The sequence below is a fragment of the Variovorax sp. ZS18.2.2 genome (genome assembly GCF_024701975.1).
GTDB lineage: Bacteria > Pseudomonadota > Gammaproteobacteria > Burkholderiales > Burkholderiaceae_C > Variovorax.
The window spans coordinates 171432-195387 of the sequence record NZ_JANLNM010000006.1; the positions used below are offsets into that span (position 1 = coordinate 171432).

At 66.5% G+C, this 23956-nt stretch carries 25 protein-coding genes; 15 read left to right on the forward strand and 10 right to left on the reverse strand.

Annotation, left to right across the window (positions count from 1 at the left end):
• Nucleotides 1-65: 65 nt before the first annotated feature.
• Nucleotides 66-833 carry a GNAT family N-acetyltransferase gene (locus NU688_RS22390; protein WP_374684681.1) on the forward strand — a complete coding sequence of 256 codons (768 nt, stop codon included), beginning with the start codon at nt 66-68 and terminating at the stop codon, nt 831-833.
• A 110-nt stretch (nt 834-943) separates the two neighbouring features.
• Here the strand turns inward: NU688_RS22390 and NU688_RS22395 are convergent, their stop codons facing one another.
• Nucleotides 944-1603, reverse strand: a complete 660-nt coding sequence (locus NU688_RS22395) for a TetR/AcrR family transcriptional regulator (RefSeq protein ID WP_257863002.1) — start codon at nt 1601-1603, stop codon at nt 944-946.
• A 146-nt stretch (nt 1604-1749) separates the two neighbouring features.
• Between NU688_RS22395 and NU688_RS22400 the strand changes: the two genes are divergently transcribed.
• From NU688_RS22400 to NU688_RS22415, 4 genes are all read left to right on the forward strand, one after another.
• The gene (locus NU688_RS22400; protein WP_257863003.1) at nt 1750-3171 is read left to right on the forward strand and encodes a carotenoid oxygenase family protein; all 1422 of its coding nucleotides are present in this window, start codon (nt 1750-1752) and stop codon (nt 3169-3171) included.
• Nucleotides 3168-3725 carry a hypothetical protein gene (locus NU688_RS22405; protein ID WP_257863004.1) on the forward strand — a complete coding sequence of 186 codons (558 nt, stop codon included), beginning with the start codon at nt 3168-3170 and terminating at the stop codon, nt 3723-3725. Before NU688_RS22400 ends, NU688_RS22405 begins: the two co-directional genes overlap by 4 nt.
• A gap of 51 nt (nt 3726-3776) precedes the next feature.
• A complete protein-coding gene (locus tag NU688_RS22410) occupies nt 3777-4673 on the forward strand; it encodes a pirin family protein (protein WP_257863005.1) in 897 nt (298 codons plus the stop codon).
• A gap of 257 nt (nt 4674-4930) precedes the next feature.
• A complete protein-coding gene (locus NU688_RS22415) occupies nt 4931-5497 on the forward strand; it encodes a Spy/CpxP family protein refolding chaperone (RefSeq protein ID WP_257863006.1) in 567 nt (188 codons plus the stop codon).
• An 89-nt stretch (nt 5498-5586) separates the two neighbouring features.
• Here NU688_RS22415 and NU688_RS22420 read toward each other — a convergent pair whose 3' ends face one another.
• Nucleotides 5587-6021 carry a serine/threonine protein kinase gene (locus NU688_RS22420; RefSeq protein ID WP_257863007.1) on the reverse strand — a complete coding sequence of 145 codons (435 nt, stop codon included), beginning with the start codon at nt 6019-6021 and terminating at the stop codon, nt 5587-5589.
• Between the two features lie 228 nt (nt 6022-6249).
• On the opposite strand from NU688_RS22420, the gene NU688_RS22425 reads away from it, so the two are divergent.
• The 3 genes from NU688_RS22425 to NU688_RS22435 are packed head-to-tail and all read left to right on the forward strand — an operon-like array spanning nt 6250 to nt 9292.
• Nucleotides 6250-7032, forward strand: coding sequence for an endonuclease/exonuclease/phosphatase family protein (locus NU688_RS22425; protein ID WP_257863008.1), 783 nt, complete (start codon nt 6250-6252; stop codon nt 7030-7032).
• Between the two features lie 12 nt (nt 7033-7044).
• Nucleotides 7045-8307 carry a cardiolipin synthase ClsB gene (clsB, locus tag NU688_RS22430; protein ID WP_257863009.1) on the forward strand — a complete coding sequence of 421 codons (1263 nt, stop codon included), beginning with the start codon at nt 7045-7047 and terminating at the stop codon, nt 8305-8307.
• Nucleotides 8308-8320: 13 nt separating this feature from the next.
• Nucleotides 8321-9292, forward strand: coding sequence for a lysylphosphatidylglycerol synthase domain-containing protein (locus tag NU688_RS22435; protein WP_257863010.1), 972 nt, complete (start codon nt 8321-8323; stop codon nt 9290-9292).
• Here NU688_RS22435 and NU688_RS22440 read toward each other — a convergent pair.
• Complete coding sequence (locus NU688_RS22440; protein ID WP_257863011.1) at nt 9280-9855, reverse strand: acyloxyacyl hydrolase; 576 nt, start codon at nt 9853-9855, stop codon at nt 9280-9282. The genes NU688_RS22435 and NU688_RS22440 overlap by 13 nt on opposite strands.
• Before the next feature lie 201 nt (nt 9856-10056).
• On the opposite strand from NU688_RS22440, the gene NU688_RS22445 reads away from it, so the two are divergent.
• Entirely contained in the window at nt 10057-10554 is a 498-nt protein-coding gene (locus tag NU688_RS22445; protein WP_257863012.1) for a polyhydroxyalkanoate granule-associated phasin, read from the forward strand.
• Nucleotides 10555-10572: 18 nt separating this feature from the next.
• On the opposite strand, the gene NU688_RS22450 is transcribed toward NU688_RS22445, so the two are convergent.
• The 3 genes from NU688_RS22450 to NU688_RS22460 form a co-directional block, all read right to left on the reverse strand.
• Nucleotides 10573-11820, reverse strand: coding sequence for a metallophosphoesterase (locus tag NU688_RS22450; protein ID WP_257863013.1), 1248 nt, complete (start codon nt 11818-11820; stop codon nt 10573-10575).
• A gap of 122 nt (nt 11821-11942) precedes the next feature.
• Entirely contained in the window at nt 11943-12437 is a 495-nt protein-coding gene (locus NU688_RS22455; RefSeq protein ID WP_257863014.1) for a hypothetical protein, read from the reverse strand.
• A gap of 118 nt (nt 12438-12555) precedes the next feature.
• Nucleotides 12556-13080 carry a hypothetical protein gene (locus tag NU688_RS22460; RefSeq protein ID WP_257863015.1) on the reverse strand — a complete coding sequence of 175 codons (525 nt, stop codon included), beginning with the start codon at nt 13078-13080 and terminating at the stop codon, nt 12556-12558.
• A gap of 298 nt (nt 13081-13378) precedes the next feature.
• Between NU688_RS22460 and NU688_RS22465 the strand changes: the two genes are divergently transcribed.
• Nucleotides 13379-13624: a hypothetical protein gene (locus NU688_RS22465; RefSeq protein ID WP_257863016.1), complete on the forward strand. Its 246-nt coding sequence runs from the start codon at nt 13379-13381 to the stop codon at nt 13622-13624.
• Nucleotides 13625-13641: 17 nt separating this feature from the next.
• Here the strand turns inward: NU688_RS22465 and argC are convergent, their stop codons facing one another.
• On the reverse strand, nt 13642-14568 hold the full coding sequence (gene argC / locus NU688_RS22470; protein ID WP_257863017.1) for an N-acetyl-gamma-glutamyl-phosphate reductase: 927 nt from the start codon (nt 14566-14568) through the stop codon (nt 13642-13644).
• 123 nt (nt 14569-14691) lie between these two features.
• On the opposite strand from argC, the gene NU688_RS22475 reads away from it, so the two are divergent.
• Nucleotides 14692-15576: a LysR family transcriptional regulator gene (locus NU688_RS22475; RefSeq protein ID WP_257863018.1), complete on the forward strand. Its 885-nt coding sequence runs from the start codon at nt 14692-14694 to the stop codon at nt 15574-15576.
• 99 nt (nt 15577-15675) lie between these two features.
• Here the strand turns inward: NU688_RS22475 and gyrB are convergent, their stop codons facing one another.
• The 3 genes from gyrB to dnaA all read right to left on the reverse strand — a co-directional run bounded on the left by gyrB (nt 15676) and on the right by dnaA (nt 21008).
• Nucleotides 15676-18297, reverse strand: coding sequence for a DNA topoisomerase (ATP-hydrolyzing) subunit B (gene gyrB / locus NU688_RS22480; protein WP_257863019.1), 2622 nt, complete (start codon nt 18295-18297; stop codon nt 15676-15678).
• A 136-nt stretch (nt 18298-18433) separates the two neighbouring features.
• Nucleotides 18434-19540 (reverse strand): DNA polymerase III subunit beta, encoded by a 1107-nt coding sequence (gene dnaN / locus NU688_RS22485; protein ID WP_257863020.1) that lies wholly within the window; start codon nt 19538-19540, stop codon nt 18434-18436.
• A gap of 88 nt (nt 19541-19628) precedes the next feature.
• Entirely contained in the window at nt 19629-21008 is a 1380-nt protein-coding gene (gene dnaA, locus NU688_RS22490; protein ID WP_257863021.1) for a chromosomal replication initiator protein DnaA, read from the reverse strand.
• 288 nt (nt 21009-21296) lie between these two features.
• Here dnaA and rpmH point away from each other — a divergent pair, with 288 nt between their 5' ends.
• The 4 genes from rpmH to yidC all read left to right on the forward strand — a co-directional run bounded on the left by rpmH (nt 21297) and on the right by yidC (nt 23924).
• Nucleotides 21297-21431 carry a 50S ribosomal protein L34 gene (gene rpmH / locus NU688_RS22495; protein WP_007834827.1) on the forward strand — a complete coding sequence of 45 codons (135 nt, stop codon included), beginning with the start codon at nt 21297-21299 and terminating at the stop codon, nt 21429-21431.
• A 101-nt stretch (nt 21432-21532) separates the two neighbouring features.
• Entirely contained in the window at nt 21533-21952 is a 420-nt protein-coding gene (locus NU688_RS22500; RefSeq protein ID WP_257863023.1) for a ribonuclease P protein component, read from the forward strand.
• Nucleotides 21949-22236 carry a membrane protein insertion efficiency factor YidD gene (gene yidD / locus NU688_RS22505; RefSeq protein ID WP_013544365.1) on the forward strand — a complete coding sequence of 96 codons (288 nt, stop codon included), beginning with the start codon at nt 21949-21951 and terminating at the stop codon, nt 22234-22236. The genes NU688_RS22500 and yidD overlap by 4 nt, the downstream gene beginning before the upstream one ends.
• The gene (gene yidC / locus NU688_RS22510) at nt 22233-23924 is read left to right on the forward strand and encodes a membrane protein insertase YidC (protein ID WP_257863024.1); all 1692 of its coding nucleotides are present in this window, start codon (nt 22233-22235) and stop codon (nt 23922-23924) included. Before yidD ends, yidC begins: the two co-directional genes overlap by 4 nt.
• Nucleotides 23925-23956 lie beyond the last annotated feature (32 nt).

Genomic DNA, 23956 nt, shown 5'->3' on the forward strand with positions numbered 1-23956 from the left:
CGCCCCAAGCAAGCTCGCACCGCAGTGCGAAGCACGGAGGTATTCCTTTGACCACAGCGCCGAGCATTGCCGACATCGAAGCCATCGAGCGGGCCACCATTGCGGCGGTGTCGCCCGAGGCGTCCGAAGAACTGGACGGCTGGCTGCTGCCCTTCGACGGTGGCACCGTCAAGCGTGCGAAATCGGCGGTTCCGCTGCACCGCAGTGCGGTGGACTCTGGCACGCTCGACCGCATCGAAGACCGCTACGACAGCCGCCAGGTCGCGCCCGCGCTGCGGCTGGCCGATGCCGACTGCTTCGAAAGCCTGCGCGCCGAGCTGGAACGGCGCCACTACATGGGCGACAACCCTACCTGCGTGCAGATCGGAACGGCGCGGCAGATGCGGCAGGTCGCGGCCGCGGGAACTGGTGCGGGTGCCAGCGCATTGGCCGATGTCGACCGCGCACCCGACGACGCCTGGGCGGCGCTGTTTCTCGGCGAGGGTTTCGATCCGGTGGACGGCGCCCATCGCGTGCGCGCACTGGCCCGCGCCAAGGGCTCGCTCTATGCCAGCGTGCGCGAAAACGGGCGCACGGTGGCCGCAGGCGCGATGGCCTTCGGCCACGGCTGGGCCAGCGTGCACGGCATGCGGACCGACAAGGCGCACCGGGGCCGGGGCCTGGCGGGGCGCGTGTTGGCGGGGCTCGCCCAAGCGGCGTTGACGAAGGGTTTCGAGCGCGTGTTCCTGCAGGTGGATGCGCAGAACCATCCGGCGTTGTCGCTCTATCGGCGCGCCGGCTTTCAAACGCACTGGCAGTACCGCTACTGGCAGCGCCAGCAGTGGCCTAGGTAAAAGGCTCGCCCCCAGGCTTCGCGCACTTCGTGTCGCTTCGCCAACCCCCTACCGGGGGCAACACCTGAGGCCCGGCAAAGCCGGTTCCTCGGTGTTTCTCGAAGAAACCCTCAGGCTTTCTTTTCCGAGGGCTTGCCGGCTTCGAAACCGAAGCGCGCATCCCGCAGCGTGGCGTCGACCAGGTCGATCGGGCTCTCGAAACCTGGTGCGGCCTGCAGGACGCCGCCCAGGCGCTGGTCGATCAGCAGGATCGCCAGGCCGTGCACATAGCCCCAGGCGGCAGTGATCTGCATGGCCTCTGCCTTGCCCAGGGACCCCGACGCTTCCCCCTGGGTTTCCGGCCTCCCGCCGATGATCGCGGCCATCACGCGCATCGCCTCGCGGGCCGCCGTGTGCAGCGCGGGGCGGCGCATGTCGATCATGTCGTTGCGAAACATCAGCCCGAACATCGCTGCGTTGTCGTTGGCGAAATGCACATAGGCGCGCGCGATGGCGTTGCGGCGCTCGTGCGTGTCCACGATCTCGGGCGCGGCGGTGCGCATGGCCTCGGTCAGGTGCCGGAAACCGACGGCAGCCAGCTCGCTCACCAATCCTGTCATGTCGCCGAAGTGGTGCTTGGGCGCCGTGTGCGACACCCCCGCCTCCCGCGCGATGGCCCGCAGGCCCAGGCCGGGAATGCCGTCGCGCAGCAGCACCGCCTCGGCCGCGGCCAGCAGCGCCTCGGGCAGCGAGCCGTGGTGGTAGCGCTTGGACGGGGTTTCGGTGGTCATTGAAAAGTGAGAAAAGCGACGGCGGCAGCGAAGAGGCCAAAAATCTTACCACTGGAAAAATTCCTTGACTTTGCGCGCGGGCTCGTTGATATTTCCACTGGAAAGATATCCAAACAATCTTCCTCCATCGAACCCCAGGAGCCCCGATGAACGACATCACCCTCCCTCGCAACGCCCCGCCGCCCAACATGGCACCGATCGACTTCGAGACGGCGCTCGGCCCGCTGCCCCTGCAAGGCGCCCTGCCCGAAGGCCTCTGCGGCACGCTGGTGCGCAACGGCCCGAACCCGGTGGTGCCCGATCCCAAGGCGCACTGGTTCGCGGGCGACGGCATGCTGCATTCGTTCACCCTGGCCGACGGCCAGGTGCACTACCGCAACCGCTGGCTGCGCACCGATCTCTGGCGCGCCGCCACCGAAGGGCGGGACCTGACCAGCAGCTTCCAGAAGGCGACGGTCAGCGAAGGACCTCCGCCCAAGCACGACGGCACGGGTAACACCAACGTGATCGCCCATGCGGGCCAGCTGCTCGCGCTCGAGGAGGCGCACCTGCCGATCGGCTTCGAGCTGCCCACGCTCGCCACCCTGGGCGCCACCGATTTCGACGGCGCCCTGAGCGGCAGTTTCACCGCCCACCCGAAGACCGATCCGCGCACCGGCGAGCTGCTGTTCTTCGGCTACGGCACGCCAGCGAAGCTGTCCAACGGCATGAGCTACGGCGTGATCTCGCCCGAGGGCCGCGTGACGCGCTTCGAGCATTTCGAGGCGCCCTACGCCAGCATGGTCCACGACTTCATGGCGACCGACCGCTACGTGATGTTCCCCGTCATGCCGCTCACCGCCAGCATGGAGCGCGCCCAGAGCGGCCGCCCGCCCTATGCCTGGGAGCCCGAATACGGCACCCGCGTCGGCCTGATGCCGCGCGACGGCAGCACGGCCGACATCGTCTGGTGGCGCGGCCCGAGCTGCTACATGTTCCACGTCATGAACGCCTGGGAGGCCGACGGCAGCCTGTTCGCCGACGTGTTCCAGTTCGACACGCCGCCCCTCTTTCCGAAGCCCGACGGCTCGCCCGCCAGCGAGACGCCGCCGCCGAGCTGGCTGGTGCGCTGGCAGTTCGACCTGTCGAACCCGTCGCGCGAATTCACGCAGACGCGGCTCGCGCAGATCCCGGGCGAATTCCCGCGCATGGACGAACGCTTCGCCGGCCTGCCCTACCGCCACGGCTGGTATGCGTGCCACGCGGAAGCGGTGCCCGGCGCGCCGCCGCGCCTCTACGCGGGCCTGGTCCACATCGACCACGCCCAGGCCGAACAGAAGGCCGAGCGCGACATGTACATGTTCCCCGCGCCCGATGTGGTGTCGGAAGGCGTCTTCGTTGCCCGTTCGCCCGATGCGGAAGAAGGCGACGGCTGGCTGCTCGCGACCGTGTGGCGCAGCGCGACCAACACCAGCGACCTCGTGATCTTCGATGCCCGCGCGCTCGCCAAGGGCCCGGTCTGCACGGCGTCGCTGCCGCACCGCGTGCCGGTCGGCTTTCACGGCAACTGGTTCGGAGAACGCTCATGAGCATGCTGCTGGCCTTCCTGCCGTTCATCGTCTTCGCGGTGTTCGACCGCGTCCTGGGTGTCGTGCCCGCGTTGTGCGCGGCGGCGGCGCTGTCGGCGGTTTTCCTGGTGCGCGACTGGCTCACGCCCGGGCGCACGGTCAAGGTGCTGGAGATCGGCACCGTGCTGCTGTTCGGCGGGCTCGCGGTCTACGCCCTGGTGGCGCACACCGAGTGGTCGCTGCTGGGCGTGCGCCTGCGCGTCGACGCCGGCCTCCTGATCGTGGTGCTGGCCTCGATGCTCATCGGCCAGCCCTTCACGCTGCAGTACGCCAAGGAGCAGACACCGCCCGAGGTGTGGACGCGGCCGGGCTTCAGGCTGGTCAACAACGTCATCACCGCCGCCTGGGCCGTCGCCTTCGCGCTCATGGTGCTGGCGGACGTGGCCATGATCTACATGCCCGCGCTGCCCCTGTGGGTAGGCATTGCGGTGACGGTCGCGGCCATCGTCGGCGCGATCCGCTTCACGAAGTGGTATCCGGAACACATGCGGGCGAAATTTCAGGCTGCCGGCTGACAAGGATGTGCTCATCCCCACCGGTGGCGCGGTCGGGGGGATGGTGACACCATGGGCCGCATGAAGAAGAACGCCAACCACCCCACCGAACCCGTTGCCGCGCCGCGCGGCCTCGACCACATCGTGGCCGGTGTCTCCACCAGCGACGGCGACGGCGTCAAACTCACCCGCGTGCTGCAGCAGCCGCTGCAGAAACGGCTCGACCCGTACCTGATGCTCGACGCCTTCGGCAGCGACAACCCGGGCGACTACATCGGCGGCTTTCCGAACCATCCGCACCGGGGCTTCGAAACCGTCACCTACATGATCGCGGGCCGCATGCGCCACCGAGACAGCGCCGGCCACGAAGGGCTGCTGGAGAACGGCGGCGTGCAGTGGATGACCGCCGGCCGCGGCCTCGTGCACAGCGAACTGCCCGAGCAGGAAGAGGGCCTGATGGAAGGCTTTCAGCTCTGGCTCAACCTGCCCGCCAAGGACAAGATGCGCGAGCCTTGGTACCGCGACATCCAGAGCGAGGAGATTCCCGAATACACCACCGCCGAAGGCGTGCATGTGCGCGTGATCGCCGGCACCAGCCACGGCATCGACGGCGCGGTGCTGCGCGAGCACACCGAGCCGCTCTACCTGGACATCACGCTGCCACCCGGCGCCGAGTTCGCGCAGCCGCTGCCAGCGGACCACAACGTGCTGGTCTACGTGTTCCGCGAATCGCTCTGGATCGCGGGAAGCGAAGTGCCGACGCGCCGCATGGCCATCCTCGCCAACGACGCCAACAGCGACGGCGTGGTGCTGCGTGCCGGTGCCACCAACCACAGCCCGGCGCGCGCGCTGCTGATCGCGGGCCGGCCGCTGCACGAACCCATCGCGCAGTACGGCCCCTTCGTGATGAACACGCAGGAAGAAGTGAAGCAGGCCGTGCACGACTTCCAGAACGGGCAGCTCGGCTGAGCTGTAGTCGGACGCCTACCGGAAGTCGGCATCGCCGTGGGCGAGTTGCGCGCCGGCAAGCTGCAGTCACCTGACCGCGGCCTGAAGCATCCCCGGCCCAAGTAAATAATCACGCGGATGCGTTGTACGCGGGGGCGCGATTCACCATTCTTTACGCAAGCTCACTTCAGGCTAACGGAGGCGATACAGAGGTCTTCCACACTTCGCTTCACCTGCTGCCCATCGGTGGCGGGCTTCTTCGAAAGGAAGCACTTCTCATGATTTCTCTTCGCCAACGCATCGTCTGGGCCAGCCTCCTGGGCTCGGCCGCCCTCGCCTCTTCGGGTGCCTTCGCTCAAGCGCCGGCCGCAACCACCACGCCGGCACCCGCTGCTGCCGTGGCCCAGGCCGACACCACCGCCGCGCCCAAGGCGCAGCACAAGCGCATGGACCCGGCCCAGCGCATGGAGCGCATGAAGGAGCACCGTGCCAAGCGCCTGGCCGCGCTGAAGGACAAGCTCAAGCTGACCTCCGCGCAGGAAGGCGCGTGGACCACCTACACCACGGCCAACCAGCCGCCGGCCGGTGCCCGTCCGCAGCGCATGGACCGCGCCGAGTTCGCCAAGCTGACCACGCCCGAGCGCCTGGAACGCATGCAGGCCCGCCAGGCCGAGCGCGCCGCGATGTTCGCCAAGCGCGCCGAAGCCACCAAGACCTTCTATGCCGCGCTGACGCCCGAGCAACAGAAGACCTTCGATGCTGAAACGGTGCATGCCGGTGGCCGCTTCCACCGCGGTCATGGCGGCCACGGTGGCTCGCATGACGCGGCGCCCGTCAAGAGCTGAGTCGCCAGCCGCCGGTGACGGCGGTTCATGACAGAAAAGCCCGCAGCGCTCGAAGCGCTGCGGGCTTTTTCCTTGTCAGAACCAGAGCGTTACTGCGGCGTACCCGTCTTCTCGGTCGGGTTGGTCGGCACTGCCGGGCGTTCGCCCTTCTCGCCGAAGCGCGGCTTCACCTTGCGTGCCTGCTGGCTGACTTCCGCGCGCGACATTTCCCCGGTCGGCTGAGGCATGGCGTTGGGCTGGTGGTTGATGGTGGTCGTGGCCTCGCCCTTGGGCACCATGCTGTTGGCGTTGTTGCGGTTCTGCGCGCGTGCCTCGGCCTTCACGGCCTCGCGGGAGGCGGGCATCGAGTTGTCGGGGCGCTGCGGCGGATTGGCCACGCCGGCCGGCGTCATCGTGCTGGCCTCGCCGCCCACGGAGGGGTCGGGCTGCGCGGGAATGGATGTGGCCTGGGCCATGGCGCCGCCGGCCGCGGCCATCAGCACGGCGAGCACCGTACTTCGAAAAAGGGTTGTTTGCTGCTTCATGGTGTGTTCCTTTGCTTGTCTCGGATGAGTGATGGATGGAGAACCTTGGGCCGCCTTGTCGCCGGCCCTGAAATCACCGTAGGAGGCCCTTGAAGCAGTCCGTGTCGGGGTGCGGCAAGCCTGCCTGTAGGAGCCGGCCTCCCACGCGCGAAAGGCGCGGAGAACGGAGCGGAAGAAGGTGGCGCGTTCCTACAGGCGCGGCCGGTGTGGCAACGTACAACCGAATCGATGTCTTCTTCCCCGATTCCCGAAGCCGCGCCCGCGCCGACCTCGCTCAAGGTCATGACAGTGAACACCCACAAGGGCTTCACCGCGCTCAACCGCAAGTTCATCCTTCCCGAGCTGCGCGATGCCGTGCGCACGGTGGGGGCCGACGTGGTGTTCCTGCAGGAAGTGCTGGGCACCCATTCGCGCCATTCGCGCAAGGTGAGCAACTGGCCGGAGGCGCCGCATTACGAATTCCTGGCCGACACGATGTGGCCGCAGTTCGCCTACGGCCGCAACGCCGTGTACCCGAAGGGGCACCACGGCAACGCGGTGCTGTCGAAGTTTCCGATCGTGCATTTCCGCAACCACGACGTGTCGGTGAGCGGCCCCGAGAAGCGCGGCCTGCTGCACTGCGTGCTGCGCCTGCCGGGCCGCACGATCGATGTGCACGTGATCTGCGCGCACCTGGGCCTGGCCGAAGCGCACCGGCAGCAGCAGCTCGAACTGCTCTGCCACATCGTGCGCGACGAAGTGCCGGCCGATGCGCCGCTGATCGTCGCGGGCGACTTCAACGACTGGCGCGGCCGCGCGCACGAGGTGCTGGAACAAGGCGCCTCGTTGCGCGAGGTGTTCGTGCATGCCAACGGGCGTGCCGCAAAGACCTTTCCGTCGCGCTTCCCGGTGCTGCCGCTGGACCGCATCTACGTGCGCAACGCCGGCGTGCACGCGCCGGTGGTGCTGCCGCGCAAGCCGTGGTCGCATCTCTCGGACCACGCGCCGCTGGTGGCGGACATCGATCTGTAAACGGACCGCACCATGAGCAACGGCAACCATTGGGTCGGCGGGAACCGCATCGAGCTGCTCGAGAACGGCGAGGAATTCTTTCCGCGCGTGTTCGACGCGATCCGCGCGGCGCAGCGCGAAGTGATCGTCGAGACCTTCATCCTGTTCGAGGACAAGGTCGGACTCGCCCTGCACGAGGCGCTGCGCGAGGCGGCACAACGCGGCGCCAAGGTCGACCTGATGATCGACGGCTTTGGCTCACCCGATCTCTCGCGCGAGTTCATCGAGGGGTTGACCTCGGTCGGCGTGAAGGTGCGGGTGTTCGACACCGGCCAGCGTTTCATGGGGCAGCGGCTGAACGTGTTCCGCCGCATGCACCGCAAGATCGTGGTGGTCGATGGCGAGCGCGCCTTCGTCGGCGGCATCAACTACTCGGCCGACCACCTGCTGGAATTCGGCCCCAAGGCCAAGCAGGACTACGCGGTGGAACTCGCCGGCCCGATCGTGGCGGAGATCCACCAGTTCGTGCTGCGCGCCATCGCCGTCGGCGGCAAGGGCGCAGGGTGGTTCCGCCGCCGGCTCAAGCAGGCGCCGCCGGTGCGCCAGACCACGGCCGGCGAAGCCGACGCGATCTTCGTGACGCGCGACAACCGCCGCCACACCAACGACATCGAGCGCCACTACCGCGCCGCGATCCGCTCGGCGCGCGAGCGCATCGTGATCGCCAACGCGTATTTCTTTCCGGGCTACCGGCTCATCAAGGAACTGCGGCGCGCGGCGCGGCGCGGCGTGGATGTGCGGCTCATCCTGCAGGGCGAGCCCGACATGCCGATCGTGAAGACCGCCGCGAGCATGCTGTACCACCACCTGCTGCACGCGGGCGTTCGCATCTACGAGTACTGCGACCGGCCGCTGCACGGCAAGGTCGCGCTGATGGACGACCGCTGGAGCACGGTGGGCTCGAGCAACCTCGACCCGCTGAGCCTGTCGCTCAATCTCGAAGCCAACGTGGTCGTGCGCGACAAGGCCTTCAACGAGCTGCTGTGGCAGCGCATGGAACACCTCATGCAGCACAGCTGCAAGCAGATCGACACGGCAGACCTCGCGAGCGAATGGAGCGGATGGCGGCTGGTGCGCAGCTTCTTCATCTTTCACTTCTTGCGCTGGTATCCCGCGTGGCTGGACCGCCTGCCGCGCCACGTGCCGCGCCTGACGCCCGCCGAGGCAACCGATCTCGCAGAAAGACAGAAGAACAACAGCAACACCGGCGGGGCCACGCCGACGGAAGCGGCATGAGGCCCATGAACCGATGAGCACGATGGCCCTCGCTCGCCAGTCCTGGTGGCCCTGGGCCCGCCGGGTGGTCGTGTGGGGTTTCTTCGGGCTCGTCGCCTGGCTGCTGGTGAACCAGGCGCGCGCCATCGACTGGGGCGAGGTGCTCCAAGCGATCCGTGCGCTGCCCGCGACCACGCTGCTCGCGGCCGGCGCGCTGGCCGCATGCAGCTTCGCGCTCTACAGCACCTACGACCTGCTCGGCCGGCACCTCACGAAGCACAGGCTCGGCGCCGGCGCCGTGATGGGCGTGACCTTCATCAGCTACGCCTTCAACCTGAACTTCGGCTCGCTGGTTGGCGGCGTGGCCTTTCGCTACCGGCTCTATTCGCGCCTGGGCCTCGGCAACGCGACCATCACCCGCGTGCTGGGTTTCAGCATGCTGACCAACTGGCTCGGCTACCTGGTGGTGGCTGGCGCGGCCTTCTGTTTCTGGCCGATGACGCTGCCGCCCGAATGGAAGATCGGCAGCGGCGGCCTGCGCGTGCTGGGCGCGGTGCTGCTGGCGTTGTCGGCGGGCTACCTGGCGCTGTGCGCTTTTTCAGCAGGGCGCGTGTGGCGCGTGCGCGGTCACATGTTCAAGACGCCGGGGCTCGCGATGGCGCTGCTGCAGCTGGCGATGTCGTGCCTGAACTGGTCGCTGATGGGCGGCGTGATCTGGCTGCTGCTGCAGGGCCAGGTCGGCTATCCGCATGTGCTTGCGGTGCTGCTGGTGGCGGCGGTGGCCGGTGTTGTCACGCATGTGCCGGCGGGGCTCGGCGTGCTGGAGGCAGTGTTCGTCGCGCTGCTGTCGTACCAGGTGCCGGAAGCCACGCTGCTGGGGGCGCTGCTGGCTTACCGGGGGCTTTACTACCTGCTGCCGCTGGCCGTGGCGCTGGGCGCCTACCTGGTCATGGAGATGCGCGCGCGCGCCGCCGCCGTCGTCTGCCCTAGCTTTCAGAAGTGGTAGGTGTAACGCAGGCGCATGAAGGTCTCGCCCGGGTTGGGCTTCTTGATGCCGCCATTCGAGACATGCTGCACCCTCAGCGAGACCTCGTGCGCCCCGCTGTCGCCGAAGCTGCGCCCGATGCCGAGCACCTCGGTGAACTGGAAGGCCGTGCTGAAGCTGCGATCGGGCGTGCGGTAGACGTGGTCCATCAAGGTCGCGCCGACGCCGCCTTCGGCGAACCAGGGCGATGCACCCTCGCCGAAGCGGTAGCGCAAGGTGTAGATCGCGCCGATCTGGACGAAATCGCGCGGACCGTCGTCGAGGGGGCGCGCATGCCAGTTGCTCACGTAGAAGTCGAGGTACGAGGTGAGCGGGCTTCCCTGTGGCCTCTCGCTGAACGACCACGGAACCGTGAGGCCGGCGGTGACCGAGTTGGTGTCGCCCCTTTCGCCGTGCCGTGCGTGGCCGCCGTCGATGTAGATGCCGCGGGTGTCGTCTCCCAAAGCGTGGGCCGCCGTGCCCAGCAAGCCCAAGAGGCCTGCGAACACGGCGGCCCGGAGGGGAGCGCGAGGATTTGATTTCATGTTGTGGGCGTCCGATGCGGATCGTGAGAGAAAAGCTGAATATTTACTTTCCATGAGGCCCGCCGTGGACACGGCACGTAATTTCCACATCCGAAGGTAGGACTTGTTCAACAAGAATGCAGATTGATATTGCTGCGCTGCAGCAATCGAAACGGTCGAGGCCTATAGTGGGTTCTCCTCCCCCACGCATCGGCCCCTCACATGTCATCTCTCAGTTCCACCGCCCGTCTGGCCAATCCGCTCATGCAGTGGCTCGACCTGGCCCAGAAGACCAACGAGATGCTGCTGTCCTCCGGCTCGGTGATCCGCATGCGGACTGAGCGCATCGCCAAGGCCGGGCTCACGCCCAGCGCGGCCGATCTCGCGGAGTTCCAGCTCATGGGGCACGAGAAGCTCGCCGCGGCGAGCGAATCGGGCATCGCGATGGTCAAGCAGTGGCACAGCAGCCATTTCTCGCTGGCCAACAAGGCGCTGCAGCAGTGGCTCCAGGGCACGACGGCCTTCTTTTCGATGGCCGGCAGCGTCACCCCCGCGCAGGCGGCCGCGCGCAGCGATGCCTTCGTGCAGACCGCGACCCGCACGGCGAACGCGGCCAGCCAGCTCTCCGGTGTTGCCGTCCGCATCGCGCGCGAAGGCCTCAAGCCGATCCACGCGGCAGCGACGTCCAACGCGCGCCGACTGGCCGAACTGCAATCCTGAAAAAAAGAAAAGGCCGGCTCAGGGCCGAGCCGGCACCAAGGTCAGCAGCGTGATTTCCGAAGGCGCGCCAAAGCGCTTCGGCGGGCCCCAGTAGCCGGTGCCCCGGCTCACATAGATCCACATGTCGTGCAGCCGGTGCAGGCCCGCCGTGAAGGGCTGCTGCATGGGCACGAACAGGTTCCACGGAAAGAACTGGCCGCCATGCGTGTGGCCCGACAGCTGCAGCTGGTAGCCGGCCGCGGCCGCCACCGCCGCGCTGCGCGGCTGGTGCGCCAGCAGCACGCGCGTGTGCACCAGCGGCGGCGCACCGAACAGCGCCAGGTGCGGATCGCTCGCGTGCGCCGCGTCGAAGTGCCCGGCGGTGAAGTCGGTCACGCCGGCCAGCACCAGTGCGCTTTCGAACAGTTCCTCATCGGTCTGCGCGCCGCGCACATTGCGCGTCTGCAGCACCACGTGCTCGTTGAGCAGCACCTTCAGGCCGAGCCGGCGCAACTCGTCGATCCACGCATGCGCGCCCGCGTAGTACTCGTGGTTGCCCGTGACCACGAAGGTGCCGTGGCGCGCGCGCAGCCCTGCGAGCGGCGCGATATGTTCGCGCAGTTCGGGCACGGTGCCGTCCACGAGATCGCCGGTGATCGCGATGGCGTCGGCGCCGAGCCGATTCACCGCATCGACGATGCGCTGGATGTACGCGCTCTTGATCGTCGGCCCGACGTGGATGTCGCTCAGTTGCGCGATCGTGAAGCCCTCGAGCGCCGTCGGCAGCCCGCGGATCGGCACCTCGACCCGCTTCACGCTCGCCGTGCGGCGCGCGTTGAGGAAGCCGACCAGCGACGTGCCCGTGGCCATCGCCAGCACCGCCAGCGCGCTCCACGGCAGCAGCGCATTCCAGCGCATCTGCACAAAGCCCAGCGCGCCCGCCAACCAGGCGAGCAGCAGGCCGGCATCGCGCAGCAGCGTCAGCACGAACATCGAGGAGAACCAGCCCATGCTGATCAGCCCGACCCACTTGAGCACCTCGCCCACCGAGGCATTGGACGCCATGCGGCGCGAGGCGAAAGGCAGCGGGATCGTGAGCGCCGACACCACCAGCAGCACCAGCGCCAACGGCCACGCAGGCGTGAGCGTGGCCAGCGCGGGCAACAGGCGCAGCGCTATGTAGACGTGCAACAGCGCGGTCAGGGCGCTCAGGGGGCGGATCGGCATCGGGGCAATGGGTTCGGGCACTGCCCGGGATACACCACCTGCAAGGCGCATGCCGCGCATTCAAGACGCCCGAGGGCGCTGCATTCGCTATTTTTTCTATAGCGCACGATGCCCGGATAGCGGGCGCTGTGGCTTGACGAGCGTCAGAATTTCGCGCCGCACCGGCAACCGGTGCCGCTGCGTCACTGCACCGTGCGCGTGCCGGCCGAGGCCATGTCGGTGCCCGCCGGCCATTCGAAGATGGCCTTGGCGGACGCGCCCTGCGGCACTGTCAGCGATTGCTTGAGCGTCTGGCTGCCGATGCGCGCCTCGACTTCGTAGGTGCCCGGCTCCAGCCGCGCCACCATGAACGGGCCGCCCGACACCACGTTGTCGAGGAGCGTGGTGCCGCTGCCGTCGCGCACCGTGACGTGCACGCCGGCCGCGAAGTCGGCGCTGCCCTTGTGGTCCTTGACCGCGAATTCGAAGGTGGCGGGCCAGCGCGGCGACACCGTCTCCATCAGCTGCGCTTCATCGCTGCCGATGCCGCCGCTCATGTATTCGACGCCGTGCGCCATGTAGATCGGCGGATTGACTGCCGCGTGCGCCGACGACAGAGCGCCCAGCAGGACGGCGCCGCACAACATGGCGACCGCCAGCGGCCGCGTGCGCGATGAAGAGGAAAAACGGGAGGTCATGGTCTTGAATCCTTTCCTGGTCGTGATGGCGAAAGCCACGCCGCCAATGTGCGGCGCACGACTTAGAAAAGGCTGACTGACCACAGGCCGCGCATGCGGCCGTGGTGCTGAATGAAGCTCAGCGGGCGGCGGAGGTCTGCGCCAGCGCCTGCGTTTGCGGCATTGGCGGCGTGACCGAGGCCATGTCGAAGTTCGACGGCCAGAGGAACGATGCGCGGGCCGGCGAGCCGGCAATCACGATCAGCGACTGCGTGAGCGTGAGCCCGCCCAGCGTGACGTTCACGTCGTAGGCGCCCGGATTCAGGCGCGCGAGCATATAGGGCGCCTGCGTCTCCACGTCCATCACCGCCTGGCCGGTGTATTTCTGGCGGATCTGGACCGAGGCCTTGGCCGGGAAGCCCGCAAACTGCGCGCCCTTGCCGTCGCTCACGCCCAGCTCGATCGTCGCGGCCCAGCGCGGCGCCACCATTTCCATGAAGTCGGCCTCGCCCCTGGCTGCGCCGCCGCACATGTACTCGATGCCCTGTGCCACCTGGATGGGCGGGTTCGAGAAAGCGTGGGCCGGCAAAACGGCGCCGAGGAATGCTGCTGTACCGCCCAGTACCAAAGCGGCCAGGGGCCGCCGGAGACGCATAGGGTTCATTGCTTGTTGTCCTCGATCTTGCATGACGTGAAATCCGTCGAGGATTTTGCTTAGCAAGAGTCGGGCTAGATATAGCGTTTACGAGGAACGATCCTCGAATCGAAGTTGAACGCTATTGTTTTAATAGCTGATGACGGCTGTGTGACGGGCATCCCGGCCCACTTTGGGCGCCAACCTCACGGAAACCCTGAGACGCAACGCTTTTGGGGCCGACCCGCACGGGTGCATGGCCCACGCCTACAGCGGTGCATGGCGGCGTCGGCTATCAAGGAGGCATGAACACAGAAGGAGCTTTCGAATGACCATCCAGTCGACGATCAACGAATTCAAGCGGGTCGATGCCCAGCGCGCCGACTTTCCGGGCGAGCACCTGGCCGTGCTCGGGGCGGGTGTGTTGCTGCTGCTGGTGTCGGGGCGCAGCCGGTCTTTCATTGCGCGCCTGGTGGCCGGTGCGGCCGGCGGGGCGTTGATCGGGCGGGCGGCGAGCGGGACGGGCGGGATCGCGCGTCTGGCGGCAACGATGCGAGGCCGCCCGGCCCCTTGAAGAGCCAACGGCCGCGGCTACGCGTTCAACATCAACTCGAGGTTCTGAACGGCCGCGCCGGATGCGCCTTTGCCCAGGTTGTCGAAGACGGCGGACAGCAGCACCTGGCCGTGATCTGCATTGACGAACACGCCCAACTGCAGGTCGTTGGTTCCGTTCAGCGCCTGCGGATCGAGGTACGTCATCGCCTTTGTCTCCGCAAGCGACATGACCTTGACGTGGCGCGCGTTCGCATAGTGACGCGCAAGGCATGCCTGCAACCGCGCGCCATCGACGTCGCTTGCCAGCAAGCGCAGTTCGAGCGGCGCGGTCAGAACGATTCCCTGCCGGTACGCGCCATAGGCCGGCACGAAGAACGGACGGTGCGCAAGCCCGGCGTATCCCTGGATTTCAGGCGTGTGCTTGTGTTCCAGCGCCAGGCCGTAGACCTGGGACGGCGCCACGGTCGGCACGTCGCCCGATTCGTGCGCATCGACCGCCGCCCTTCCACCCCCCGAATAGCCGGAGGTCGCATAGACGGTCGCGGGGTACTCGCGCGGCAGCAGGCCCGCCTCCACCAGTGGCCGCAACAGGGCAATGGCACCTGTCGGATAGCAGCCCGGATTGGTGACGCGCCGGGCTTGTGCAATCCGTTGCGCATGCCCCTGGGCCATCTCGGGAAAGCCGTAGACCCATTCCGGGTGCGTGCGATGCGCCGAACTCGCGTCGATCACACGCACACCCGGATTGCGGATGAAGCCGACCGCTTCGCGCGCAGCCGCATCCGGAAGACAAAGAATCGCGATGTCGCACGCATTGATCGCCTCCGCGCGACGCCGTGGTTCCTTGCGTTCGGCTGCCGCCAGGGTCAGGAGCTGCAGGTCGGCGCGGTCGCGCAGGCGGTCATGGATCTGCAGCCCGGTGGTGCCCTGGTCACCGTCGATGAAGATGGTCGGAAGACTCATGATGTCGTGCGCTCCTGATGCGGTCTCTGGATGGGGAAGTCGCAATTTTTCCTTGGTCGATAAAATATGAAAAGTTGAATTTGGCAATCCTGTAGTTCATATTTCCTGAAGAAGAGATCCCAGATGCGCGAAATCAGCCTCGATCGCTTGCGCACGCTGGTCGCGATCGCAGACCACGGATCCTTTGCAGCCGCAGCGCAGGTGCTGCACCTCGCGCCACCGACCGTCAGCCTGCACATCGCCGAACTGGAGCGGCGTGTGGGCGCTCCCCTCTTGTCCCGACGACGCGGGAACGTGCGGCCGTCGGCCGTCGGCGAATTGCTGGTGGAACGTGCGCGCCGGATGCTGGTCGAGATCGAGTCGACGCTGGACGACGTCAGCCGGCAGGTGCAGGGGCTGGCCGGACGCGTGCGGCTGGGCGCCTCGACGGGCGCGATCTCGCACCTGCTGCCGCAGGCCATCGCGCGGCTTCGCGAGGATCATCCGGACATCGATGTTCAGATCGCGGTGCTGACCTCGCAGGATGCGCTGGCGCGCCTCGCGCAAGGCAAGCTGGACGTCGGGCTGGTCGCCCTGCCGCAGTCGCCGGTCGCGGGACTGGCGATCCGGCCCTGGCGCCGCGACCCCGTCATGGCCTTCCTGCCCGCCGACTGGCGCGCTCCCGCCAGGGTCACGCCGACGTGGCTCGCGGCGCAGCCGCTGATCCTCAACGACGCAGGCACGCGCCTGTCGCGCCTCGTCTCGGAATGGTTCGCGCTGGGCGGCCACCGGCCCGCGCCGCGGATCGAGCTCAACTACAACGATGCGATCAAGAGCCTCGTCGCCGCGGGCTACGGTGCGACGCTCCTGCCGCATGAAGCAGGCGCGTTGCAGCCGGACGCGCGCATCGCGATGCGTCCCCTGCGCCCGGCCCTTTGGCGGGAACTGGGCATTGCCTATCGGTCGGGGCCCGTCGAACGCGCGACGCAGCGCGTGCTCGACGCGCTGTGGGAGCTCAAGGCGCGTTGAGCGCACCGAGCCGGGCGGCGCAGTACACGCAAGCGCCAATGAAAACGCCCGGTCAGGCCGGGCGTTTTCAGGACAGCAGGAGCTGTCGACAGCGATCGATCAGACGTCGATATTCGCCGCCCGCAGCGCGTTCTGCTCAATGAACTCGCGCCGCGGCTCTACCTCGTCGCCCATCAGCATCGTGAACACGCGGTCCGCTTCGATCGCGTCGTCGACCTGCACGCGCAGCAGCCGGCGCACGGTCGGGTCCATGGTGGTTTCCCAGAGCTGCGCGGGGTTCATTTCGCCCAGGCCCTTGTAACGCTGGCGCGAGGTGGCGCGCTCGGCTTCGCCGATCAGCCACCTCATGGCCAGGCGGAAGTCGCTGACCTTTTCTTCCTTGGCGCGCTCGCCTTCGCCGCGGCGGACCAGGGCACCTTCGTCGCTCAGCAAGCCGCGGAAGGTGTTGGCCGCTTCGGCCAGCGCCGCGTAGTCGGCACCGTGCACGAAGTCCTGCGTGATCACGCTGCTCTTGATGTTGCCGTGGTGGCGGCGGCTGATGCGCAGCAGCGGCTTGTCGGTGCGGGCATCGAACTCGTTGCTCACCTCGGCCGGCACGCCGGTCGTGTTGAGCTCGCGCAGCTTGGCCTGCAGCGCCACAGCCGAAGCCTCGGCGGCGGGCGTGGTGTCCAGGTCGAGCGCCACGCCGTCGGCGATGGCGCGCAGGGCCTCGGCGTCCATGAAGTTGCGCAGGCGCGCAATCACGGCCTCGGCCACCTGGTGCTTGCGCGCCAGTTCGGCCAGGGTGTCGCCGGTGAGCGTGGTCGAGCTGGCGCCGCCGGTCTCGATGCGCGCGTCCTTCAGCGCGACTTTGAGCAGGAAGGCATCGAGCGCGGGGCCGTCCTTCAGGTACTGCTCTTCCTTGCCGACCTTCACCTTGTAGAGCGGTGGCTGCGCGATGTAGATGTGGCCGCGCTCCACCAGCTCCGGCATCTGCCGGTAGAAGAAGGTGAGCAGCAGCGTGCGGATGTGGGCGCCGTCGACGTCGGCGTCGGTCATGATGATGATGCGGTGGTAGCGCAGCTTGGCGACGTTGAAGTCGTCCGCGCCGCCGCCTGCCGAGGTCGCGCCGGCGCGGCCGATGCCGGTGCCCAGCGCGGTGATCATCGTCAGGATTTCGTTGCTGGTGAGCAGCTTCTCGTAGCGCGCTTTCTCCACGTTCAGGATCTTGCCGCGCAGCGGCAGGATGGCCTGGAACTTCCGGTCGCGGCCCTGCTTGGCGGAGCCGCCGGCGGAGTCGCCCTCCACCAGGTAGACCTCGCACAGGGCGGGATCTTTTTCCTGGCAGTCGGCCAGCTTGCCGGGCAGGCCCATGCCGTCGAGCACGCCCTTGCGGCGCGTCATTTCGCGGGCCTTGCGGGCGGCTTCGCGGGCGCGGGCGGCCTCGACGATCTTGCCGCAGATGATCTTGGCGTCCGCCGGGCGCTCCTGCAGGTAGTCGGTGAGCAGGCGGCCGACGATGTCTTCCACCGGCGCGCGCACTTCGCTGGAAACCAGCTTGTCCTTGGTCTGGCTGGAGAACTTGGGCTCGGGCACCTTCACGCTCAGCACGCAGCACAGGCCTTCGCGCATGTCGTCGCCGGTGACTTCGACCTTCGCCTTCTTGGCGAACTCGTTCTCTTCGATGTACTTGTTGATGACGCGGGTCATCGCGGCGCGCAGGCCCGTCAAGTGGGTGCCGCCGTCACGCTGCGGGATGTTGTTGGTGAAGCAGAGCACCTGCTCGTTGTAGCCGCTGTTCCACTGCATCGCCACTTCGACGCCGATGTGCGTGCCGGGGATGCCGCCGTAGGTGTCGGCCGGCTTCTCGCCCGCTGCGTAGAACGAGTTCGGATGCAGGACGGTCTTGCCCTTGTTGATGAATTCCACGAAGCCGCGCACGCCGCCGGTGCCCGAGAAGTCGTCTTCCTTGCCGGTGCGCTCGTCCAGCAGGCGGATGCGCACGCCGTTGTTCAGGAAGCTCAGCTCGCGCAGGCGCTTGGAGAGGATCTCGTAGTGGAAATCGCTGTTTTCCTTGAAGATTTCCGTGTCGGGCAGGAAGTGCACTTCGGTGCCGCGCTTGTCGGTGTCGCCGATGATCTTCATGGGCGACACTTCGAAGCCGTTCACGGTCTCGAGCAGGCGGTTCTGCACGAAGCCGCGGCTGAATTCGAGCTCGTGGATCTTGCCTTCGCGGCGCACGATCAGGCGCAGCTTGATGCTCAGCGCGTTCACGCAGGACACGCCCACGCCGTGCAGGCCGCCCGAGACCTTGTAGCTGTTCTGGTTGAACTTGCCGCCGGCGTGCAGTTCGGTGAGCGCAATCTCGGCGGCCGAGCGCTTGGGCTCGTGCTTGTCGTCCATCTTCACGCCGGTCGGGATGCCGCGGCCGTTGTCGGTGACGGAGATGGAGTTGTCGCTGTGGATGGTCACGACGATGTCGTCGCAATGGCCCGCGAGCGCTTCGTCGATGGAGTTGTCCACGACTTCGAACACCAGGTGGTGCAGGCCCGTGCCGTCGGAGGTGTCGCCGATGTACATGCCGGGGCGCTTGCGCACGGCTTCAAGCCCTTCCAGGATCGTGATCGCGCCTTCGCCGTAGCTGGTGTCGGCCAGGATGACTTCTGGCGCGACGATCTGGACTTCAGGCGTGTAGACCGGCTCGGTGTGCGGGACTTCGGGCTTGTTTTCTTCTGCACTCATTCGGATATTCCTCTATCTCTCTCACGGCATTGACGTGATTTTTCGGGCTCTCAAGAACTCAATTCGCCGCCTCTTGAAAGCGCAAACCCGCGGAGGGCCGCGGGTTGTCTGCGCAAGGCGCTTTGCTGTCTGGCTGCTAGATACGCATCGGCATCACGACGTATTTGAAGGATGCGTTCTCGGGGATGGTCAGTAACGCGGAGCTGTTGGAGTCGGCAAGGTCCAGCTTGACCATGTCCTGGTCCATGTTCGACAGCGCGTCGATCAGGTAGGTGACGTTGAAGCCGATCTCGATGGCGTCGCCGCCGTAGTCGATGTCCAGTTCGTCCTGGGCTTCTTCCTGCTCGGCGTTGTTCGATGCGATGCGCAGCGTGCCCGGCTCGATGTTCAGGCGCACGCCCTTGAACTTCTCGCTGGTCAGGATGGCGGTGCGTTGCAGGCTGGCCAGCAGCGGCGCGCGGCCGAGCGTGACGGTGTTCTTGTGGTTCTTCGGAATCACGCGGTTGTAGTCGGGGAACTTGCCCTCGACCAGCTTGGTGACGAACTCCATGCCGCCGAAGCTGAACTTGGCCTGGTTGTTCGCGAACTGCATCTCGATGGCGCCTTCGGCGTCGGACAGGAGGCGCTGCATTTCGAGCACGGTCTTGCGCGGCAGGATCACTTCCTGGCGCGGCACTTCCACGTCGAGCGTGGCGGAAGAGAACGCCAGGCGGTGGCCGTCGGTGGCCACCAGACTCAACTGCTTGCCTTCGGCCACGAACAGGATGCCGTTGAGGTAGTAGCGAATGTCGTGCACGGCCATTGCGAAGGACACTTGCGAAAGCAGGTCCTTCAGCGTCTTCTGCGGCACGCTGAACACGGGGCCGAAATTGGCGGCTTCCTGCACCAGCGGAAAGTCTTCGGCGGGCAGCGACTGCAGCGTGAAGCGGCTCTTGCCGCCCTTGAGCACCAGCTTGCTCGCGCTCGACTCGAGGCTCACGGTCTGGTCGGCCGGCATGGTGCGCAGGATGTCGATCAGCTTGCGCGCGCCGATGGTGGTGGTGAAGTTGCCTTCGTCGCCGCCCAGCTCGGCCGTGGTGCGGATCTGGATCTCGAGGTCGCTGGTGGTGAGCTGGAGCTGGCCGCCAGTCTTGCGGATCAGCACGTTCGCCAGGATCGGCAGCGTGTGGCGCCGCTCGACGATGCCCGACACCGACTGCAGCGCTGCAAGAACCTTGTCTTGGGTTGCCTTCAAAACGATCATGTCTTCTTCCTCTTCTCTATCTCTTTGAATCAGCTTGTAAGACGCCATTCTCCGCTGTCGCGAGGGGCATTCCGGATGGCATTCGGCTTCAGCCCTTGAGCGTCTGTTCGAGGACGTGCAGCTGCTGGTTGAGCTCGGTGAGCTGCTGGCGCTCGCCCGAGATCTTGCGCACCGCGTGCAGCACCGTCGTGTGGTCGCGCCCGCCGAACAGTTCGCCGATTTCCGGCAGGCTCTTCTGGGTGAGCTCCTTGGCCAGGTACATCGCGATCTGCCGCGGCCGCGCAATGCTGGCCGGGCGTTTCTTGCTGTACATGTCGGCGACCTTGATCTTGTAGTAGTCGGCCACCGTCTTCTGGATATTCTCGACCGAGATCTGCCGGTTCTGGATCGACAGCAGGTCGCGCAGCGCCTCGCGCGCCAGGGCGATCGAGATCTCCTTCTGGTTGAAGCGCGAATAAGCCAGGATCTTGCGCAGCGCCCCTTCGAGCTCGCGCACGTTGGAGCGCACGTTCTTGGCGACGAAGAAGGCCACTTCTTCCGGCATTTCGGCCGATTCGGCGCGCGCCTTGTTGATAAGAATGGCCACGCGCATCTCGAGCTCGGGCGGCTCGATGGCCACCGTGAGGCCCGAATCGAAGCGCGAAACCAGGCGCTCGTGGATGTCCGCCAGGCCCTTGGGATAGGTGTCGCTGGTCATCACGATGTGCGACTTCTTGGCGAGCAGGGCCTCGAACGCGTTGAAGAATTCTTCCTGCGTGCGGTCCTTGTTGGCGAAGAACTGCACATCGTCGATCAGCAGCAGGTCGAGCGAGTGGTACCGCTCCTTGAACTCATCGAAAGTCTTGCGCTGATAGGCTTTGACCACATCCGAGACGAATTGCTCGGCGTGGATGTAGAGAACTTTGGAATCGGAGCGATCGGCCAGGAGCCGGTTGCCCACAGCGTGCATCAGGTGGGTCTTGCCCAGGCCGACGCCGCCGTAGATGAAAAGCGGGTTGTACAGGTGGCCCGGCATGCCGGCCACGTGCATGGCCGCGGCGCGCGCCATGCGGTTGGCCGTGCCCTCGACCAGGGTGTCGAAAGTGAGGCCTGAATTCAGGCGGTTCTTGAAGCCGGCAGCGGCCGGCTCTTCGCCCGGACCGGCCACGTCGCGCGGCACATCGGTCTCGGTCATCACGGCCACAGGTGCAGAGCGCACGGGCGCTTCGCGAGGAGCAAGCGCTAACTCGACGGCCACCGGCTGGCCGTACATCTTCTCGGCCATTGCGGCGATCTTGCCGGCGTACTGGGCGCGGATCCAGTCGAGCTTGAAGCGGTTCGCCACGAACACCGTCATGCGCGACAGGTCGTCGGCGACCTGTGCCGTCAGGGGCTTGATCCAGGTGTTGAACTGCTGCTCGGACAGCTCCTGCGCGAGCTGGTCGACGCAGGCCTGCCAGAGGCTTTCGCCGATGCCGTCAGTCGACATGGGCGCTTTGAAAAGTGGTGAATCCCTCGGGCATTTCTTGGTATAGGTATTGTGGATATTCTCTGCTGGAAGGCGCTGGGCATTCTAACTTGTCAAAACCTTATCCACACGCTGTGGACGGCCGTGAAAGGCCCGCAAATCCAGTCGAAGATTGTTCCGGGGCCGAATGTTTGCGATAATTGCGGGTTTCCCTGAAAACCTCATTGCGTCTTTCGGGGGCCATCCGAAACACGCTCCCCAGCGCCCGCTGCTTTTTCGCATGCGGAAATCAGGGAATCAGGAACCATCATGAAACGCACATACCAAGCATCCAAAGTCCGCCGCGCCCGTACCCACGGCTTTCTGGTCCGCATGAAGACTCGCGGCGGCCGTGCCGTCATCAACGCACGCCGCGCCAAGGGCCGCAAGCGCCTGGCCGTCTGACGGCAGCCCACCTGCCGTTGCCAGCAGCCGACCCGCCAGCGCCAGCTCCCTCAGCTAGCGCTCACGGCCCGACCGGAAACGACGGACGCGGCTCGGTTTCCATGCAGCGGCTCAAGACCCGCGCGCAATTCCAGGCCGTCCTCGCAGGTGCCACCGTGGCGCGCACTGCTCATTTCGCATTGCATCGCTGTGCGCTCGATCTCGCATCGAGCGCGGCTCCGCTGTTCGCGTCGGATGATGTCTGGCTGGGCGCCATGGTGCCCAAGCGCTGGGCGCGCCGTGCCGTCACGCGCAATGCCATCAAGCGCCAGATCTATACCGTGAGCGCCGCGCCCGATGTCGGCCTGCCCCGTGCTGCGCACGTGGTGCGACTGCGGGCGGGGTTCGATCGCAAGGAATTCGTGAGCGCGTCCTCGGACAAGCTCAAGGGCGCCGTGCGCGCCGAACTCCAGCAGTTGCTGGCGCGCGCCGCGCGTTCGCCCGCACCGGCACCTGCACCTTCTTCCCCCTCCTCCTCATGAAACGCCTGCTGATCGGCCTCGTGAAGGGCTACCGCCTGCTGCTGAGCCCCTGGCTCGGCCAGTCGTGCCGCTTCACGCCGACCTGTTCGGTGTATTCGATCGAGGCGCTGGAGGTGCATGGCGCGCTCAAGGGCAGCTACCTCACTCTGCACCGCATCGCGCGCTGCCAGCCCTGGTGCCAGGGCGGCCACGATCCGGTTCCACCGAAATCACCGTGTCGCACTGACAAGTCAGGCTCGCTGTTTTCGTCTCTTCTCTCCTCCGACAAGAAGTCTTCGTCATGAACGATATCCGCCGCACGATCCTGTGGGTGATTTTTGGGTTCTCGCTGGTGTTGCTGTGGGACCAATGGCAGGTCTTCAACGGCAACAAGCCGACCTTCCTGCCCTCGAGCAAGCCCGCCGCCGTCGCCACCGCCCCGGCCGGCACCACGCCCGCCACCAGTAACGGCGTGCCGACGGCATCGGGCACCAGCGGCAACGCGGGCGCCGTGCCCACGCAGGCTGCGGCGGCCGCGCCCCGCGAGCAGGTCGTCGTGACCACCGACCTGTTCAAGGCCACGATCGACAGCGAAGGCGGCACGGTCAACCACCTGGAACTGCAGAAGTACGACGAAGCCGACCGCACCAAGCGCGTCGTGCTGTTCGAAAACGGCTCGCCCGCCACCCGCTACGTGGCGCAGACCGGCCTGCTGAACACGATCGATACCGGTGACCGCTTCCCCAACCACCTGACGCCGATGACGGCGAAGGCCGGTCCGCGCGAAATGGCCGATGGCCAGAACACGCTGGAAGTGAGCTTCGAGAGCGCCCCCGTCGGCGGCCTGAAGTACACCAAGACCTACGTGTTCCACCGCGGCGACTACGCCATCGGCGTGCGCCACGAAGTCGCCAACGTGAGCGACCAGCCGCGCGACGCGCAGCTCTACATGCAGCTGCTGCGCCACGGCACCGTGGCCGCTGGCACGATGTTCGGCACCAACACCTTCACCGGTCCCGCCGCGTACACCAACGAGAAGAAGTTCCACAAGCTCGACTTCAAGGACATCGCCAAGGGCAAGATCGAACCGCCGCCGCCCGCCAACGACGGCTGGATCGCGATGGTGCAGCACTACTTCGCGTCGGCCTGGTTGCTCAAGGGCGACCCCGCCAGCGAGCAGCTGCGCCGCGAATTCCGCGTGAAGGACCTGGGCGACAACCTCTTCACCGTCGCCATGGTGGCCACGCTGCCGAAGATCGCCCCGGGCGCCACGCAGACCGTGAACAGCGTGCTGTTCGCCGGCCCCGAAGAAGAAAAGAAGCTCGAAACCATCGCCCCCGGCCTGGACCTGGTGAAGGACTACGGCATCTTCGCGATCATCTCCAAGCCGCTGTACTGGCTGCTCACCCAGCTGCACGGCATCCTGGGCAACTGGGGCTGGTCGATCGTGGCGCTGGTGGTGCTGCTGAAGGCGGCCTTCTACTGGCTCAACGCCAAGGCCTACGCCAGCATGGCCAAGATGAAGGCCATCAACCCCAAGATCATGGAAATGCGCGAGCGGCTCAAAGACAAGCCGCAAGAGATGCAGCAAGAGATGATGCGGATCTACAAGACCGAGAAGGTCAATCCGATGGGCGGCTGCTTCCCGATCGTGATCCAGATCCCGGTGTTCATCGCGCTCTACTGGGTGCTGCTGTCGTCGGTCGAAATGCGCCACGCCCCGTGGATCGGCTGGATCACCGACCTCTCGGCGCCGGACCCCTGGTACATCCTGCCGGTCGTGATGACGGCCACTTCGCTCTTCCAGACCTGGCTCAACCCGACGCCGCCCGATCCGATGCAGGCCAAGCTGATGTGGATCATGCCGCTCGCGTTCAGCGTGATGTTCATCTTCTTCCCGGCCGGCCTGGTGCTGTACTGGATCACGAACAACGTGCTGTCGATCGCGCAGCAGTGGTTCATCAACAAACGGCTGGGCGTGCTGGGCAAGTAAGCCGCACGACCACCGTTACCGCAAAGGGCCGC